This is a genomic window from Brasilonema sennae CENA114, from assembly GCF_006968745.1.
Classification (GTDB): Bacteria; Cyanobacteriota; Cyanobacteriia; order Cyanobacteriales; family Nostocaceae; genus Brasilonema; species Brasilonema sennae.
The window spans coordinates 1,880,660-1,896,611 of record NZ_CP030118.1 but is presented as its reverse complement, the minus strand read 5'-3'; the positions used below and the strand labels follow the sequence as shown (position 1 = coordinate 1,896,611).

Sequence of the window (15,952 nt, the reverse complement as noted above, 5' to 3'; positions counted from 1 at the left end):
TGAAAATTTTTTAAATACTATTTTTCTCAACGCTGAAACAAAAATTACTACTGCAAATAATACTCATAAAATTTTTGAAAAGAGAAGAGAATTGAGTAAAGTAAATACAAACTACAAATGTCATTAAAGGAAAACTTTTATGCAACTATCACCTCAAGAAAAAGATAAACTGCTCATTTTTACAGCGGCTCTAGTAGCACAAAGACGTAAAGACAAGGGGTTAAAGCTAAATTACCCCGAAGCCGTCGCGTATATATCTGCTGCTATTTTAGAAGGCGCAAGAGAAGGAAAAACTGTGAGTCAATTAATGAGTGAGGGAGGAAAGTTATTGAAAAGGGATGATGTTATGGATGGAATACCAGAAATGATCCATGAAGTGCAAGTAGAAGCAACCTTTCCTGATGGAACAAAATTAGTAACAGTACATAATCCCATTCAAGACTAAAATCTCCCGAAAAGATGCAGAATTTTAGATTATGAGTTGAGAGTAAGGGCAATTATAAATGTATACAAGTAACAAAGTAGTGATTTATGAAGCTCCTAACTACAAGGGAAATCACAAGGAACTGGGAGAAGGGGAGTATAAGATTTACGATTTGGGAATTGGTGACAATAAGCTCAGTTCCTTAACAGTGCCAGCAGGCATGAAAGTCACGATATACGAAGACGAGGAATTTAGGGGTAGGAGTAAAATCTTTACTAGTAATGTCGGTGACCTGAGAAATGTTAAGATTGAGGGTAAAAACTTTAACAACGAGGCTTCCTCGATTAAAGTCGAAAAAATAGCAATGACTCCAGGACAGATAATAATTACTAAATCAGAACCAATCGAACTCAATGGTGGGCGAGAGATTACCAAAATTAGAGTTAGTAATCAAGGCGATCGCCCAATTCAAGTTGGTTCTCATTTCCACTTTTATGAAGTTAATGATGGCAGTCAAGACAAAAAAGGTCTACAATTTGAGCGCAGTAAAGCTTACGGTAAGCGCTTAAATATTCCAGCGGGGACAGCAATTAGATTTGAACCAGGAGATGAAAGAGAAGTTGAGTTAGTCCCATTCGGTGGTAGCCGTGAAATCTATGGTTTTAATGGATTAGTGAATGGGTCTTTAGAGAAACAGAAAAAATGATTTTAGAACGAGCAAGGGCGCAAGTAAGAGCGCCCCTATTGTGCTGTAATTTATTTCTTGGAAGTCGCCATAAGATTCAGACAGCAGATTGAAGCCAAATCCGCTGCAACTTGCTTCCACGTACTGCCAGCATCATCCGAGAAAAAGACCTGACCGTCAGTGGTTCCGAAAGCAGCTAAATTCCCTGACGTAGAAAGAGTTCCCGTGTTGATATTGTTATTGAACCACTCCGGCAGCCCTCGCTCACATTTCTCGAAGGCTCCTGGCTTGTCGAGTGGGTGTCGATAGATGGCTGCTTTGTGACCACTTGGACCAGTAGAAGCAGTCATCAAAATGGTTTCTTCACACACAGCTATGGCTCGTGCGTAAGCAGCATGTAGGTTTTCGTGTGAAAACCTCCAAGAATTCCCTCTATCTTTACTCACAGCCAGCCCCTGGGCTGTAGCCGCTAGCACAAGATCTCGATGAGATGGAACAGTCAGCACCTCATGGACATCTGCATGAAAGTCGATGGTAGGTTGCCATGACTTTCCCTGGTCATCGGAGCGCAAAATGCCTCCAACGTGCACATTCACGTAGAGTTCACCAGATTGACCTATAGCCATCGAACGAACATCTGGAGGACCACCCCACGGCGTATACCATTCATCTCGTCCCTCAGCCGTCTCAAAGCAATTGATGCGATTCGTGTTTCCGTCTGCAATGCGGATGAGATGAGCTTGTGATGTTCCGACTAGAACTGAGTCATTGTAAGGCAGGATGCAATTTAGCTTTAAATCATCAATTGAAGTTATTTGATGCCACTCGCCTTCTAGGTTACGATGCCATACCGAGTTGCGATCAACTATAACCCACAACCCATCTGGACTTGAGGCAAGAGCAGTGATGGAATGACCTTCAAGTTCAACATATTGCCTGGAATCGAGAAACAGCAAGCCATCAGATGTTCCTGCTATTATTACGGGTTTGTGTATCGTCGCAGAGGCATTGGCAAAATCTGTATCTGTTTGCTTGTGCGAAGTCGGCTCAACCTGCTCGACTATTTGCTGTAGAGTATTATCCATTGTTTGAACCTCCAAACCTCATCGGTGCTGCCACTATGAGCATCTGTTGCACTAAATGGCTCACTCCTTCAGCACCTACTTCTTAATCTACTGTAGTGAATTCGTTCAACCCTGAACTCAGTCCTAAGCATGAGGATAAGTGTCCATCATTTTAAGCAGGACTCTTATAGCTGCGTTTGTATGTAACGACTACTGTAGAATAGTGAAGATAGCTAGGGTCTGATTATACTAGCAGTCTCCAAGAGTTCAAGCAGGATAGATTAGCTATGCTAAAGTCAGCAGCTCGACTGGGGATTGGGGGACCAGTAGGAAGCGGAAAAACAGCTCTAATAGAGTCTATAGTCCCAACATTGATGAATCAGGGCATTGAAGTAGCAGTTGTCACTAATGACTTACTAACTACGGAAGATGCAGATCGACTCAAAAGTCGCGGATTTTTACCTCCAGAACGGATTGTCGGAGTAGAAACGGGTAGCTGTCCGCACACAGCAATTCGGGAAGATCCGAGTATGAATCTTTTAGCAGTAAAGGATTTTGAGTTACTCATTCCTGAATTAGACTTAATCTTGATTGAAAGTGGTGGTGATAATCTTGCCTCCACTTTTAGCTATGATTTGGTGGATTCGTATATTTTTGTGATTGATGTAGGTGCGGGAGATGATATCCCTCGCAAAAATGGTCCTGGCTTTGTACAAGCTGATTTAGCAGTGGTTAATAAAATTGATATTGCTCCTTATGTTGGTGCTGATTTGGAGTTAATCCGGAAAGAAGCCCCGGTATACCGTCGAGGTAAACCTATTGCATATACTAATTGCAAGACGGGAGAAGGATTAGACGAGATAATCGATTTTATTCTGGAGACAGTTCTGTTTCGCAGTGCTTCTGTAATACATCAAAAAATTGAGGAACTGCACATGGACGCCGAAGTAGATGGACGCAGATGAGAAGCGCTATAACTTGGAGTTAGGGCTCAAGTGTAATCGCTTTGGTCAAACTATTCTCAGCCATCAATACACAGCTTATCCTTTGAGGGTATCTCCGGTATTTTATCTCGATGATGCTGATTTTCAGCGTGCTTATCTCTATGTTATGAGCACATCTCCAGGTTTACTCGCACAAGATGAGTTGAATGTATCTTTGCAACTCGCAGATCATACTAGCGTTTATCTTACGGAACAAGCTGCAACTAAAGTTCATTCGATGCCTATAGCAGGCTCAAAAGCGACAACCAATTATGAAATTGAAATTGGGGAAGGCGCAACGTTAGAATTTGTACCAGAACCGTTAATTTTCTTTACTGATGCGACTTTGGAGCAAAGTATAAATATCAAGATTCATCCAACTGGAAGATTATTTTTGAGTGAAATGATTTTACCTGGAAGGCTTGCTAGAGGAGAATTGTACCAATTTAATCACTATTTTAGTCGCTTGCAAGTGAGTTCTACTTGTGGAGAGCTATGGTTTACTGATGCGATGCGCTTAGAAGGAAAAGAAAATCTTTTTACTAAGACTAATCTATTTGCTTCTTCACCTATGATTGGTAATATAATTGTTGTTTTACCTGAGATAAATCTCGAATTTGTAAGTAAAAATGTAGAAAATTTCGAAGCAGCTAACTGCTCAGGTTTGACTGTCGCAAGCTCAATATTACCAAGAAACAAAGGTTTGCTGATTAGAGCTATGGCGAGTGGGACTCATGAACTCAAAAAGTTTTTAAAAAACGCTTTAAACTGCGTGCGTCGCTCTATTGATCAACCTCTTTTACCCAATGATTTATGACTGAATTAGCAGAAATTTACCTGGGCAATTCAAAAGAAAATGTCAGCTTATCTGAACGGATAGAAAAAGCTCGTTTTTCAGCACTTTGCTTGGAAGTTCATATCAGTCAAACTGATAGCCGTAAAGGTCGAATTCACGCTCACACTACCACTGGTGCGGCTGTAGGAATTGTGAAAAGTCGAGATTGGGCACTGCGGGAAGGAGATGTTTTAGAAACGGAAGAAGGTAAATTACTACTTGTTCATCTGCAAGAGCAAAAGGTCATGGTACTTAGTTTTACTAAGCCAGTTACTGAGCATCCGATTGAATTAATTCATCTCGGTCATGTCTTGGGTAATCACCATTGGCCTATTATTGTGCAAGATGGTAAGCTCTACGTTCAATTAGCAGCAGATGTAGAAGTTATGGAATCAACCGTTCGGGATTTTCAGATTCCTGGGTTAGAGATTGACTTTGAACTGCGATCGCCCCAACAACATCTCGACTTTTCTCCACACAGTCATCACGATCACGGCTCATGAGTTTACCTGCATCCGTGTTCGCCCAACAACTCACCTTAATGCAGTTGTCTGATTCTTTCTTCCCCTCTGGCTCTTTTACTTTATCTCACGGCTTAGAATCCTTAGTCCAAGAAAATCAACTCCGTGGTTCAGAAGACTTGCAAACTTTTTTGCGGCTATTATTACGTAATAAGGTAGGAGTTACAGATACAGTAGCATTGATCCACGCCTACCGAGGAAGTGCGATCGCTGACTTGGAAGCAGTACGAACCGCAGATGCTCGATTATTTGCTCAAACCTTAGTTGAGAAAACGCGCGAAACCCAGCGCAAAAGCGGACGCGCCTTGCTCATGGTTGCCAGTTCAACTTGGCAAGATTCTCAATTAGACATTTTAAATCAAGATGCGGCTATTGGTAAAATTAATTGCTTACATCCAGTTGTCTTTGCTGTAGTTGGTAGAGCAGCTCTTTTGAGTGAACAGGATACAGTGCTGGGTTTTTTGCATAGCTTCGTCACTGGGTTGTTGGGGGCTGCTATCCGTTTGAGTGTTGTGGGACATCTGCAAGCACAACGAGTTTTGCTTCAGCTAGCACCAGAGATTGAGACAGCCTACCACACTGCTGCATCAATGAGTCTGGAGCAAATGTGGTCTTGTACTCCTACTATAGATATCGCCCAAATGCGGCATCAAAAACTCGCTCAGAGATTATTTGCTAGTTAATTGTTCTTACAGGGCTTAGGCAAAATAATCAAGAAATGAACAGCAAAGGACGCAAAGAGGAGGACACCTCCGTGCGGGGGTTCCCCCCGTTGAGGAGAGTGTCCGTCACGTTCGCGTAGCGTGCGCCTTAGCGCATAGTTAAGAGGGTTTAAAAGAGTTTTTGCGTAAGTCCTATAATCAACAAATCACAATCTAAAGGAGGAATTGAACAATAGTAGGGGTAATAACCTTGTGAAAACAGCATTATAGCCCAAGGTGAGAACGTGGGTAAACAACCCAAAATCTCATAACTGACCCTTGAATGAAGGTAAAAACCCTTCCCTTGAGGAGACAAGTGACTCCCTACCTGCCCACAGCGAGCTGATGAGTACTGCTAATCTACACTGCTATCCCACAAACCAATAAATTGATCACTCTCAACTAGGGAGGATAGACTATTCCAGAGAGTTCTTTCAACGCCCTCCATATTTGTGCTAATTTCACCACCGTAAAGTAATATACGGCTGAGAGCATTATTAAATAGGCGACAAACGACCTCTGGTAAATGCAAACATCCATTACAAGCTCCTCCCAAAGACTCTTCACAGTAGGGGTCAAACATACAGTCGCCTCTTTCTTGCAAAAGGCTTTGAAATGCTTGATCCAAACGCTGCTCAAAAAAGGTTTTCAGTCCGCCAAGAGAAAATTCTTGCAAGCGATTTACAAAAATTATTGTTTGGTTCAGACTAAAAAGTAAATGTTCAGAAAGAGCAGTTTCACCGAAGCTACTTTGGTCAGCGATCGCTTTAATTAAAAGATGATTAGCACTGTGTAGCGCCGAACTTACTAACCAGGGAATTAGAAAATCTGGAGGCAAAGTATCGTTAAATGCGGGACCACTACGGCTAGTAATCCGACTGTGGTGCTCTAATAGCCAGAGTGTTGGTTCGCTAATACTAGTTGGAGCGGGAGCTAAATTATTGGCATGGAGCCATCTAACAATCCGTTTGGCATCGAATTGGAACAAAAGGGCTTCAGTTTTAAGTTTGTAAACTGGCATGGGAATCCAATTTCCTTTTGGTTCCTCGCCTGCCAAATCAAAGTTCTTGCGGTCAAATGCCCACAATACAGAGGCTTCCGGTTGGTGAGATAAGCGAGTATATCCGTAGGCAAGATGCAAGACAGGCAAGTCTTTAATGACCATCACCTGATTTATGCCCAAGCTCTTACGCATTAAAGAACCTGCCGCTGACAAATTGGCATAGAATGGGGAGTTAATCCCAGCTAAATGTGTTACAGCCTCATCAAGGTTTTCAGCCTGTAAATCTAGCAACACAGCATAGTCACCGAGCTGTTCTCTAAGGGTACGAGCATTCTCCTGAGCAGCTGTTATATTTTCTCTGCGATCGCGTGTTTCTTTTTCTGTCTTAGCATCTCCTAATAGTTGTAGGGTATTGGGCGAAAGTTGCGTTAAAGCTTTTCTTAAGTCAGCAACAATTGGTCCACCAGCCTCGCTCTCTTTAACTTGTTTTCTGTTAGCTAGAATTTTTTTAATTTGTACCTCATCCAAGCCGCTCAATTGCAGGGTTTTCAGTAGTTGCTCTAATTCTTTTTGGTCTTCCTGACTGCCTTGACCAAGAACCCGAATAATTTCTGTTAATTCAGAAATATTTTTACACTGATGCTTAAAATAATCTAGATGTATAGCTAAAAGGATTTGAAGAGATTCAGAATAGCCAAGAAACTTCTCAACATTTGGAGTAGGATTAATTCGAGAAAGCGAATGAACTACCTGAAGCTTATTATCAGAAACGTTCGTCAAAGACATCATTTGGCTAGGCGGCTTACCTGTTTTTCCCTCTATAGAATTCACGACCTCAGAACGCTTCATGATAGAATTTTTAGGTAAAGGAAGGACTATTGTTTCTGCATGACTACAGCCGTCAACCTTACACCGCCATCGCTTTAGGTAGCCCCTTTCCAATACTAAATAATCTGTACCGTGATGCGGACAAATTCTGGGAGTTAACTGAATCATCGTGCCATCAGTATGAGCAAAAACAAAGGGTATTTCATTTAGGGTTGGATGATTACAACGATGGCAGGGTGCATCTGGGTCTCCTCTCCATTGCTTTATGTAACGAATAGCTCCGCAGTTGGCACACTCTCGAACTTCTAATCTTTTACCATTAACTGATTGGGTGATAACAAAAACACATTCTGCAGTGTAGTTTTCAAATGCCGTCATTTGAGCATCTTTATGCTCCCAACGATAAAGTTCTTGGCGCACAGCATCTTGTAATTTTCTGCTAAGTTCGTCTACTTTTCTGGCAAAATGTCTATAAACTTGAATAGTTCCGGCAGGAATTGTCGCAACACTTCCTGGTTCATATCGACGCAATACTTGACCTTTAGAACGGCTATATGCTGGCTGACTCATATATTTATTCCCCAATTTTAATAATTAGTACCCAGTAATCCGAATACCTGTATCGACATCCCGAAGAGATAATAGCAGACGGAAATCGTCAGCGATATCATCTTTTGTCAAACCATTGGTAACAAGATTACTTTCATTTGGATCTTGTACAATGCGTTCTATTTGAGACAAAAAAGCAGCAGCAACTAACTTCAAGGGTATATTAAAAACCTCTCCCTCTGGCAAAAGATCGGGGTTAATAGTATTAGGAATTTTACCGACAACAGTATTAATATCAATAGGCGAACCCCCTTTTCCGAGACCATGAATTAGCTCGCGCAATTTATCAAGTTTATCTATTCCTGCTAAGTCAATCACCTGATTTCCTCCTCGCGCCGCAGGACCATCAATATGAAGCAAGCGTCCAAGCAGTAAACCAAAAGCTGTTCGATAAAGAGCATTGTGAGCAAAGCGGTCAATGGGGACAGCTTCCACCATCTGATCTAAGTATTCGTGCGCTTTCACAAAATAGTCAAAAATAGCTCGTTCACGAGCGCGTTGCGGTCGAAATAATATGAATACTAAACCTGGAACAGTTCTGCCAGCACGACTTGATGCCTGAATGTATTCCGCTGTTGTACTGGGCCATCCGTAAAACAACATTAAATTAAGTCGGTCAATATCAACCCCGTGAGAAATCAAACTGGTTGCTACCACATCTCTTAGCCGTTCTGAGCTATTTGGATTCAAATCTTTTTGCCGTGTCTCCATCCGTTTTAAGACTTCTTTAACCACCTCAATCCCATCATCTCCAGAAAGAGTAATTGCTTCTGGAAGCATAGCATTGGCTTGGCTTTCTCCAAATTGATCTCGCAATTCAGCCTTTACTTGTTCATTAATGGAGCGTCGAATATCAGAACCATCATTTTTCGAGTTTACATAAGTACAGCAAAGGTCATGCTCATCTACTAATTTTAGAAATTCCTCATCAGTTAAAGAACTAAGTCCATACTCAACCTTATATTTTGCAGGATTGTTGCGAATAATTTCTAACTCAGTCCGTAGGGCTGAAATTAAAGCCATTGCTGCATCAAGGGGATTAGCCGCTGTAGGACGTAACCCCACAAAGCCTCTAGTTACATATCGGCTATGCTGGTTTGCATAGAAACTACGTCCCTCAGCAGGTCCTCGCACTGGAAATTGAGAAAGTTCTCGCCAGTAAAGATGTCTAGTTTGTTGCTCTGCCCCCTCAATGGTAGCAGTTGCAGCCAAAACCTTTGGACGTATTGCCCCCCGTTCTTCGTGAATAGAATCAATCAAAGCTTCGTAGTGACCATCAAAAGTTCCTAATTCTTCGCGTAGTAAGTGTAATTCGTCCTGAAAAATCAGAGGGATGCCAGGATCAACAGGTGCGCTGGAGAGATGTTTCAATTCTCGTCGAGTACATCCACCAACCGAATCCTGTTTGTGACAAGTGTTATTCGCTACAAAACCATGTACAGAACATATATCTGAGACACCACCAAACAAAGTGCGGCTAGCAGGACGAAATGTTATATTGGCAATTTTGTCAAGAGTTCCTACCAGTAGAGTTGGCAGTCGGCTGTAAATATCTTCATCAACAATGTAGAGTGGAATTTCCCGACCACAAGCATTTTGAGGTAAAGGTTTATTTAGAGAACCGCAACGATGCCGAAGTTCTTTTGTTTGTGGATCGATAAAAGTGTGAACTTCCTCTAATCCGCAGTAGGGGCAGCGCATTACCATGCGATACTGCTGGATTGAGCCGGGAACGTATTGTCCTACATCCGCCAAACTTAAGTATTTAGGAAGCTTTGTTATACCTGCATCTTGCATTTCCTTTTTAGCCTGTCCTATGTATTTTCCGAGTTCATCGGGAACAGACTTCAGAGAATTTGGACTGTTATCTCGACCGCCGTAATAACCTACTGTGAACTCAGCAGTATTGGCTAAATCGGGTTGCTGTTTTCTGACTTCATCTGCAACAACAAGAGTATCCAGAAAACGTTGCAATTGCTGGTAAGTGAGCAAGCGTAGGGGATAGCGCAACCAAGCGACTACGCCCCAATCCCGACTCCGCAGGCGGTCAAAAAATGCTTGAGTAAGGATGATTCCCATCACAGCTTCAGATTTACCACCGCCAGTTGGGAAATGAACCACGGCAGCATGGTCAATCTGTGCCAAGGGATTTTTGGTGAAATCTCCAGTCCATTTTCGTGCTGCTAGTGCTACAAGATTAGAAACAATGTAAACAATTTGAAAAGGTCGCCAGTTCTCATAAATTGCTTTTTTACGTTGCTTGCGCTTTTCATCAATCTCGACAAATGTCTGATTCATCAAATTAAAAGCCCGTCGAAGCATGGCATATTTTGGATTTGATAAAACCTGAATACCTAACTCAAAGCGCTGAATTTCTTGCTTAAAATTATCTAAATCGGCTTGAGCTTCAGCGTTATCCTGATTTCCCCCTGTTTGTGGATGTTTTTGATTAATTAATGCTTGCCAATTATCTCGATATTCTCCCATTTTTAGCAAAATGGATTGGAGTATTTGAAGGTCAGCATCTCCATCATTGATCGCCAAATATTTAAAAGGAGCTTTAATACCAGCAGTATAAAGTCTCTTTTGCCAATAAATGGGTAAAAACTCAGTCCAGATACGAACAAAGCCCTGATTCTCATCAAATTGTGGTGTACAGTTAATTCCTTGAGCAGGAACGGTTGAGTCCACTTGGTAAGATATTTTAAATCGAGATAGTTCTATCGGCTGCCACATTTCTTGTGGTAATTTAATTTCCAGGCAAGCTCCAAATAAACCTGTATCTCTGGGATCGCCAAAAATAGCTATCTGGTCACTCTTATTTCTCAAAAATAGACGTAGTCTCGTTTGTCCTCCTAAAGTTCGTTTTTGTGCTTCAACTGTAACCTTGAAATTAACAGGAGAAACTTGACCTAACGGAATATCACTGTCAGCAGTAGTCTTGTCATTTTTACCTTTATTTTTTTTGTTAGTAATTCGCTTACGTAGTTCAGCTTGTAATTCTTTATAATTTTTATCTTGATCTAAGATAAATTCGGATCCGGTTAAATCATCAATTATTGGATTAAGTCCTAGTAGCCAAGATTGTGAATCTGCTTGATGTATTTCAATTATCTTTATGAGTTGGTCTGTAATATCCTGATTGAGTTTAGTAAGAGTAGGAGAACCATCGCCGAATAAATCCTGAATGATAGAACTGATAGAAGCACTTATATCAAAGCGTTGCCACATTGGTCTTAATGACCGATCCGCAGCTTTACTTAAATCAAGTTTAGGCAGGAAAACACTAAAGCGAATTTTTAACTCTATAGGTAACTGCTTTTGCTCCCAATCTGTAGCTAAGTTAATTACTAAACCACAATTACTAGGACGGAAAGTATTCTGTTGTTGGCTACTTACTGATGAAACTGCTGGTAATGCTGAGAGATAACCAGTTGGCATCAAACGTCGAGGTTCAGTTGAGCCTGTAATAACACTCCGATGGTCAGATATTCCTGTTATGTGACCATGTATACGCCGATAAAAATTTTCAACAAATTGCAAATGTTGTTCTTGTCTTTGAGAATCAGATACATTCAAACCTGTATCACTGAGAATATCTTCTGGCTTCATAAATTACTCCTGCACCTTATCTAAAAAGTCGATTTATTGGATACTCAGGTTTTTGACGAATCATTTGAGGTTTAGACTTTACTTTTAACACCAACATGGCATCTCGCAATTCACCAACAGTTATAAAAACTTGCTCGTATTGAAAGACAATTTCGTCTGATTTCCTCTCCTTCCATCCCTCTTGAGCACAAGCAGATATAACTTGACCAAGTTGTCTACGCTTAATTCTCAGGTCATTAGCCTTTAGCCAAAATTCTTCAAACCCTGAACGAGCCAGAGGTGGTAAAAACCAAAAGAAATGCTCTTGTTCACGAGGTAAACTGAGGAGGTCATCACCATTTATCCAGTAATACTGGATCGTTTCTTCTCCAATAGGTATACCCGTTTCACGCAGAATTTCTCGGCATACAGTTCGCACATTTAACTTTTTAACCTGCTGCTTTACTAGCTCGCGCCATGCATCTAACTGTATGCGATAAAGATAGTTAACTTTGGTATCTTCCAATAAACCAGCCTTTTGAGCAAACAACTCATCACGGGTCATGCCATCAAATAAAATAACTTTTGTTTCAGCAGTTATTTCTCTGACAGCAACAACCTGAGCTTTTTTACCTGATAACACCAAAAAATCACTACCAGGTGCTACCCTGATTTTTAATCCACGTTCAAACTCAACTAGATAATGGGACTCCAAATTATTTGAAAGATAATTTTTTAAACCTGTGTCTAGAACACTTCCACTCAAGTTACTGAAACTTTCTTCTAGTTCAGATATATTAATATTCTTAGTTAACTTTGCCGTTCCTGTATTAACTACTTGAACTGATGTATATTCCGAACTAAAACCATAACGTCCTACTTGTGTTTTTTCAGTTAATATCTGCCAAGTTTTACGGTGCAATTCTCTAGCATCAACTTCCAGATTGCTCCACCACCGCTCGGCACGTTCAGATAATACTGACCACATTAAAACATCTATATGCCGGAAGAAAGTAGTTTGGAGTATATCACGGTAACAAGCCTTTGGCTGACCAATAACTATAAGTTTTTTTCCACCAAATCCTCGAATTTCGCTGAGTGGTAAAATTTGAGGTATAGAATAACCGGAGTATTCTCCTAAAAACTTTTCTAAGGCATTAGCTCTTTCTGCATCTTCCACTGCAACGATAGTGTCTACATCAGATGCTTTAATAATTTCTATAAAGGGGTTAGAATTGAGTCTTTGTAGCCTGAGCGCAAGAGAGCTTAGAAGGTTATATAAAGTTAGTGCCTTGTCATCTTTGGATTTACTCACAGTATTTTGTAAATGCTTAAGCTTACTTTCAATAAACTTTCCCCATAGTAAATAAAAGGGTAACACTGGAGCAGAGAGATGTCGCCATATTTCCCATCCTGTTACTCCAACTATCCTCAATTGAGGTTGCTTTGCCAAATCGATTAGTAAAGCTGACGATTCTTGAAATAATTCTGAGATTTTTTCTTCATCTTCCGTATTAAAGTTAAAACTTTTAATAGTTACTTGCGCCTCTTTTAAAGACAGGCGTTTTCTTTCTAGCAGTAAATAACTCTCCTCAATAGGGTGAAGTGTTCCGCCGTTAGCAAAAAGACCCCTATCTGCTGGATAAGAACGTAGAGCGAAGAAGTCTACAGGCCAAAGTAAAATTCCCCAGGGGTGATTTTTTTCGCGGTATTCAATATCTCTCATTGCCCAAGGAGGAACAATACCCACCATAGGAATTTGTTTTTGTCTACAAAGGCTCGCTAACTTAAACGCTTCAGTTCCATAGCTAGATGGAGATGGGTAAGTTTGTCCTGATGGGTCATCAATTACAACTAGAGAGCAATATTGAGACTCCTTAAATAATTCAACAGCTTCTGAAAGCGATCGCACCATAACAACTCTTAGGCGTTGACTTTGGGATGATTCCTCAAATTTATAAGCAGGTAAACAAGCAATTTTCTCACTTAGAGCGCAATGAGTATCTTCTCTTTCTATGAGATTAAATGCCCTTGTTGTCCTTAAATTGGAGACTTTACCATTATCTTGAGGTCGAATCCAAATAACAAAATCTTTAGCTGATATTGCATGATGAGTATGAGAAATATCTCTTTCTTCTCTAAAAAGATGTGCATAATAGATAACTAAAAGTATACCTAGAGAAACTGGAGAAACAGGAAAACTAATAAATAATTGACGTTTTTTAGAAATACTTAGAGCAGATAAATAAGTTAAGTCTTTCTCTAGTGTATGTATTTGTATTGAGTTACTATTTCTCTTTAAGCATCCAAGTATTCGTTCAAACACTTGGTGTCTTACTTCTGAATTAAAACTCCCTCTGAAAATCTCTCCCCACGGTTCTTCTGTCAAACTCTGTCTAACTAAAGTTACACAGGCTTGAGCTTCATTTGGATCATCGTCTTTGGGTTGATCTGCTGTTTCTTGCTGTTGGTATCTATAACTGAAGTTTTCCTGAAAGGTTGTTGCCAAGGATGGTGTTACCGACGAAATACCTGTTACATCGAGACCAAAAGCTATATGAACAGCATCTGGTAGTGATGGCTCTGCTGGCATACACTCTATCCTGTTTATAGCTTACTAAATACAAGATATCCACCTTTTCTAGGTATTTACCAGAGGTACTTTAAAAATTCACTAATTAAATTAACTGATTGCAGTCATACAATTAAGAATTTACTTAATCTGGGCTGCTTCAGCCTTACTTTTCTTCGAGCGATTAAATTTACAAAATTTTCACAAAGTAGTTCTGCAACTGAATGTCAATTTTAGTAACCCAGTTGGTTAACAATCGTCTAGCTGTCTAATCAATGATTCAGCAATCGCCTTCGCCAGTATAGGAGGTACAGCATTACCAATTGCTTGGACGACTGAACAGTACTCGTGTCCCAACCGAAAATCGTCTGTAAAGCCCATTAATCGAGCCAACTCACGAGGGGTAAGGGTTCTTTCATACTGATAATGGTAAGCAAAATCTGCATGACCTTGCACTGTAGGACTGTGACCTTCTGGAAGCAGCCGACGGTAAGCACTGTAGTGCTTGCGCCTCAGCTTACCACTGGTTGAATCACTAGGGATTTTATAAGTTAAGGGTTCAGGTAAATCTCTCCAGTTACCCCCAGGAATCACCGCTTTCAATCGCATTCTGGTCTCTGGTAATATACGTGGAACTGCATGACCATCAGTTTCCTGCAAATGCTGTCTTGCCCATTTTTGATAGGCACTTTGAGGAGGAGTTGAGTAAAAGCAATTATTGCCAGGAGTTTTAGTTTCCAATATTGGCAGATCTGATATTGCCTGCTCTACATTGACTAATTGCAGGTCATTTGGATCAACCAAACGCGCAAGCCAAGGTTCCTCAAGCTTTGGATAGTAAACTATTTTCCCGTTCTGCTCATCTCTTTGCCACCAAAAATGATAATGAGGAATATCCAATCCTTTTGGAATAATTGGAACCCGCCCCACATTACATCGAATACCCAATACAAACAATCTGGTTCGTCGAGAAGGATTTCCAAAATTTGCTGCTTCTACTACTGCATGGGCTACTCGATAGCTATTTCGTCCTTTCAATCTGCCCAGAAATCGCTGAAACACTCTAGAATTTTCTAGCTGAGGTACATTTTCGTAAATAAAGGCAAGCGGGTTTAACTCACGTATAATATCAGCAAACTTGATTGCTAGCCGATTATGTGGATCTGAATCTGTATCCTGACCATTACGAATTTGTGTGAAGCCTCGGCATGGACTACCACCAACAACTAAATCAACTCCACCATGAAATTGAATTTTTTCAAATAAAATTTTGATATTTGAAAGTTTAGAAAGGTCAAGATTTAATACTTGAGTATTGGGTAAGTTACGCTTGTAAAGAGCAAGTGCAGGCTCAGAATTATCTACTGCCCATAATGGTTCGATAACTCCTGTTCCCTTTAATCCCCAAGATAAACCACCCATTCCACAAAATAGGTCTAAGGCTTTCAGCGCCATCAAATTATCTCCTAAAAACTCAAATAATCTGTACAGTTCAAATCAATTATTGAGACCTACTTGGGTTATATTGTTTCTTTCTGAAGATGCGCTAAATCTTTAGCCTGCGGAGGCAGGCTTTGTTTGTATAGCCCCTTCACCCTGTGGAGAAATAGAGCGCAGCCTCATACAGAATTGGTATTAGTTATATTTCGAGAGCATAATCAACACATACTCGGTAACCTCCTTATCTCAAAAATATTTCCGCATTATTGCTAAACTCACTCGGCTAGGCAGTATCATAACTTACTAAGGACACAAAACAATCATTCAACTTGGCAAACTGCTGTTTGCCGTCAATAATCAAATTTGCCTGTACAAACACGGATAAAGGCGACGTGATCGCGATATTTCGGGTCTATGTTTGCTTGAAATTTGAAGACAAATCCAGAAAACTCTGGATATATAGGAGTCACTTCACCAACTGTGGTACTATAAGGACCAGGTTTGAGCGTATACTCAAGAAAATATTTTAAGAATAACTCAACCCCGAAGTTGGTAATGGCACTACCAAAGAAAACGGGCGTCATTTTGCCTTGATGAACCAATTCCAAATCTATTCAGATCCGACTCCTTCTAGGAGTTCTAAATCGTTTTTGCCGTTGTGTTTGGCGCATATTTTGATATGATTTGTCACGAAAA

Annotated in this window: 11 protein-coding genes and 1 pseudogene; 6 read left to right on the top strand and 6 right to left on the bottom strand. The window is 40.5% G+C overall.

The annotated features are described in order from the left end of the window. Positions 1 to 139 precede the first annotated feature (139 nt). The gene (gene ureA / locus DP114_RS07980; protein ID WP_171975847.1) at positions 140 to 445 is read left to right on the top strand and encodes an urease subunit gamma; all 306 of its coding nucleotides are present in this window, start codon (positions 140 to 142) and stop codon (positions 443 to 445) included. Between the two features lie 343 nt (positions 446 to 788). Further along, positions 789 to 1,130, top strand: coding sequence for an urease subunit beta (locus DP114_RS07975; RefSeq protein WP_171978142.1), 342 nt, complete (start codon positions 789 to 791; stop codon positions 1,128 to 1,130). A gap of 50 nt (positions 1,131 to 1,180) precedes the next feature. Here DP114_RS07975 and DP114_RS07970 read toward each other — a convergent pair whose 3' ends face one another. After that, positions 1,181 to 2,194: a WD40/YVTN/BNR-like repeat-containing protein gene (locus DP114_RS07970; RefSeq protein WP_171975846.1), complete on the bottom strand. Its 1,014-nt coding sequence runs from the start codon at positions 2,192 to 2,194 to the stop codon at positions 1,181 to 1,183. 266 nt (positions 2,195 to 2,460) lie between these two features. Between DP114_RS07970 and ureG the strand changes: the two genes are divergently transcribed. The 4 genes from ureG to DP114_RS07950 are packed head-to-tail and all read left to right on the top strand — an operon-like array spanning position 2,461 to position 5,195. Beyond that, positions 2,461 to 3,138 carry an urease accessory protein UreG gene (ureG, locus tag DP114_RS07965; RefSeq protein ID WP_171975845.1) on the top strand — a complete coding sequence of 226 codons (678 nt, stop codon included), beginning with the start codon at positions 2,461 to 2,463 and terminating at the stop codon, positions 3,136 to 3,138. Beyond that, positions 3,125 to 3,973, top strand: coding sequence for an urease accessory protein UreD (locus DP114_RS07960; protein WP_171975844.1), 849 nt, complete (start codon positions 3,125 to 3,127; stop codon positions 3,971 to 3,973). Before ureG ends, DP114_RS07960 begins: the two co-directional genes overlap by 14 nt. Continuing rightward, positions 3,970 to 4,494 (top strand): urease accessory protein UreE, encoded by a 525-nt coding sequence (locus DP114_RS07955; RefSeq protein ID WP_171975843.1) that lies wholly within the window; start codon positions 3,970 to 3,972, stop codon positions 4,492 to 4,494. Before DP114_RS07960 ends, DP114_RS07955 begins: the two co-directional genes overlap by 4 nt. Next, the gene (locus tag DP114_RS07950) at positions 4,491 to 5,195 is read left to right on the top strand and encodes an urease accessory protein UreF (RefSeq protein ID WP_169265519.1); all 705 of its coding nucleotides are present in this window, start codon (positions 4,491 to 4,493) and stop codon (positions 5,193 to 5,195) included. Before DP114_RS07955 ends, DP114_RS07950 begins: the two co-directional genes overlap by 4 nt. A 373-nt stretch (positions 5,196 to 5,568) precedes the next feature. On the opposite strand, the gene DP114_RS07945 is transcribed toward DP114_RS07950, so the two are convergent. The 5 genes and pseudogenes from DP114_RS07945 to DP114_RS07925 all read right to left on the bottom strand — a co-directional run. Further along, a complete protein-coding gene (locus tag DP114_RS07945) occupies positions 5,569 to 7,614 on the bottom strand; it encodes a hypothetical protein (RefSeq protein ID WP_169265520.1) in 2,046 nt (681 codons plus the stop codon). A 24-nt stretch (positions 7,615 to 7,638) separates the two neighbouring features. Beyond that, positions 7,639 to 11,265, bottom strand: coding sequence for a helicase-related protein (locus DP114_RS07940; protein WP_169265521.1), 3,627 nt, complete (start codon positions 11,263 to 11,265; stop codon positions 7,639 to 7,641). Positions 11,266 to 11,281: 16 nt separating this feature from the next. After that, a complete protein-coding gene (locus tag DP114_RS07935; RefSeq protein ID WP_216669977.1) occupies positions 11,282 to 13,837 on the bottom strand; it encodes a hypothetical protein in 2,556 nt (851 codons plus the stop codon). A gap of 228 nt (positions 13,838 to 14,065) precedes the next feature. Further along, positions 14,066 to 15,271 (bottom strand): DNA cytosine methyltransferase, encoded by a 1,206-nt coding sequence (locus DP114_RS07930; RefSeq protein ID WP_171975842.1) that lies wholly within the window; start codon positions 15,269 to 15,271, stop codon positions 14,066 to 14,068. 341 nt (positions 15,272 to 15,612) lie between these two features. After that, positions 15,613 to 15,908, bottom strand: a pseudogene (locus DP114_RS07925) (peptide chain release factor 3); the annotation flags it as partial. Positions 15,909 to 15,952 lie beyond the last annotated feature (44 nt).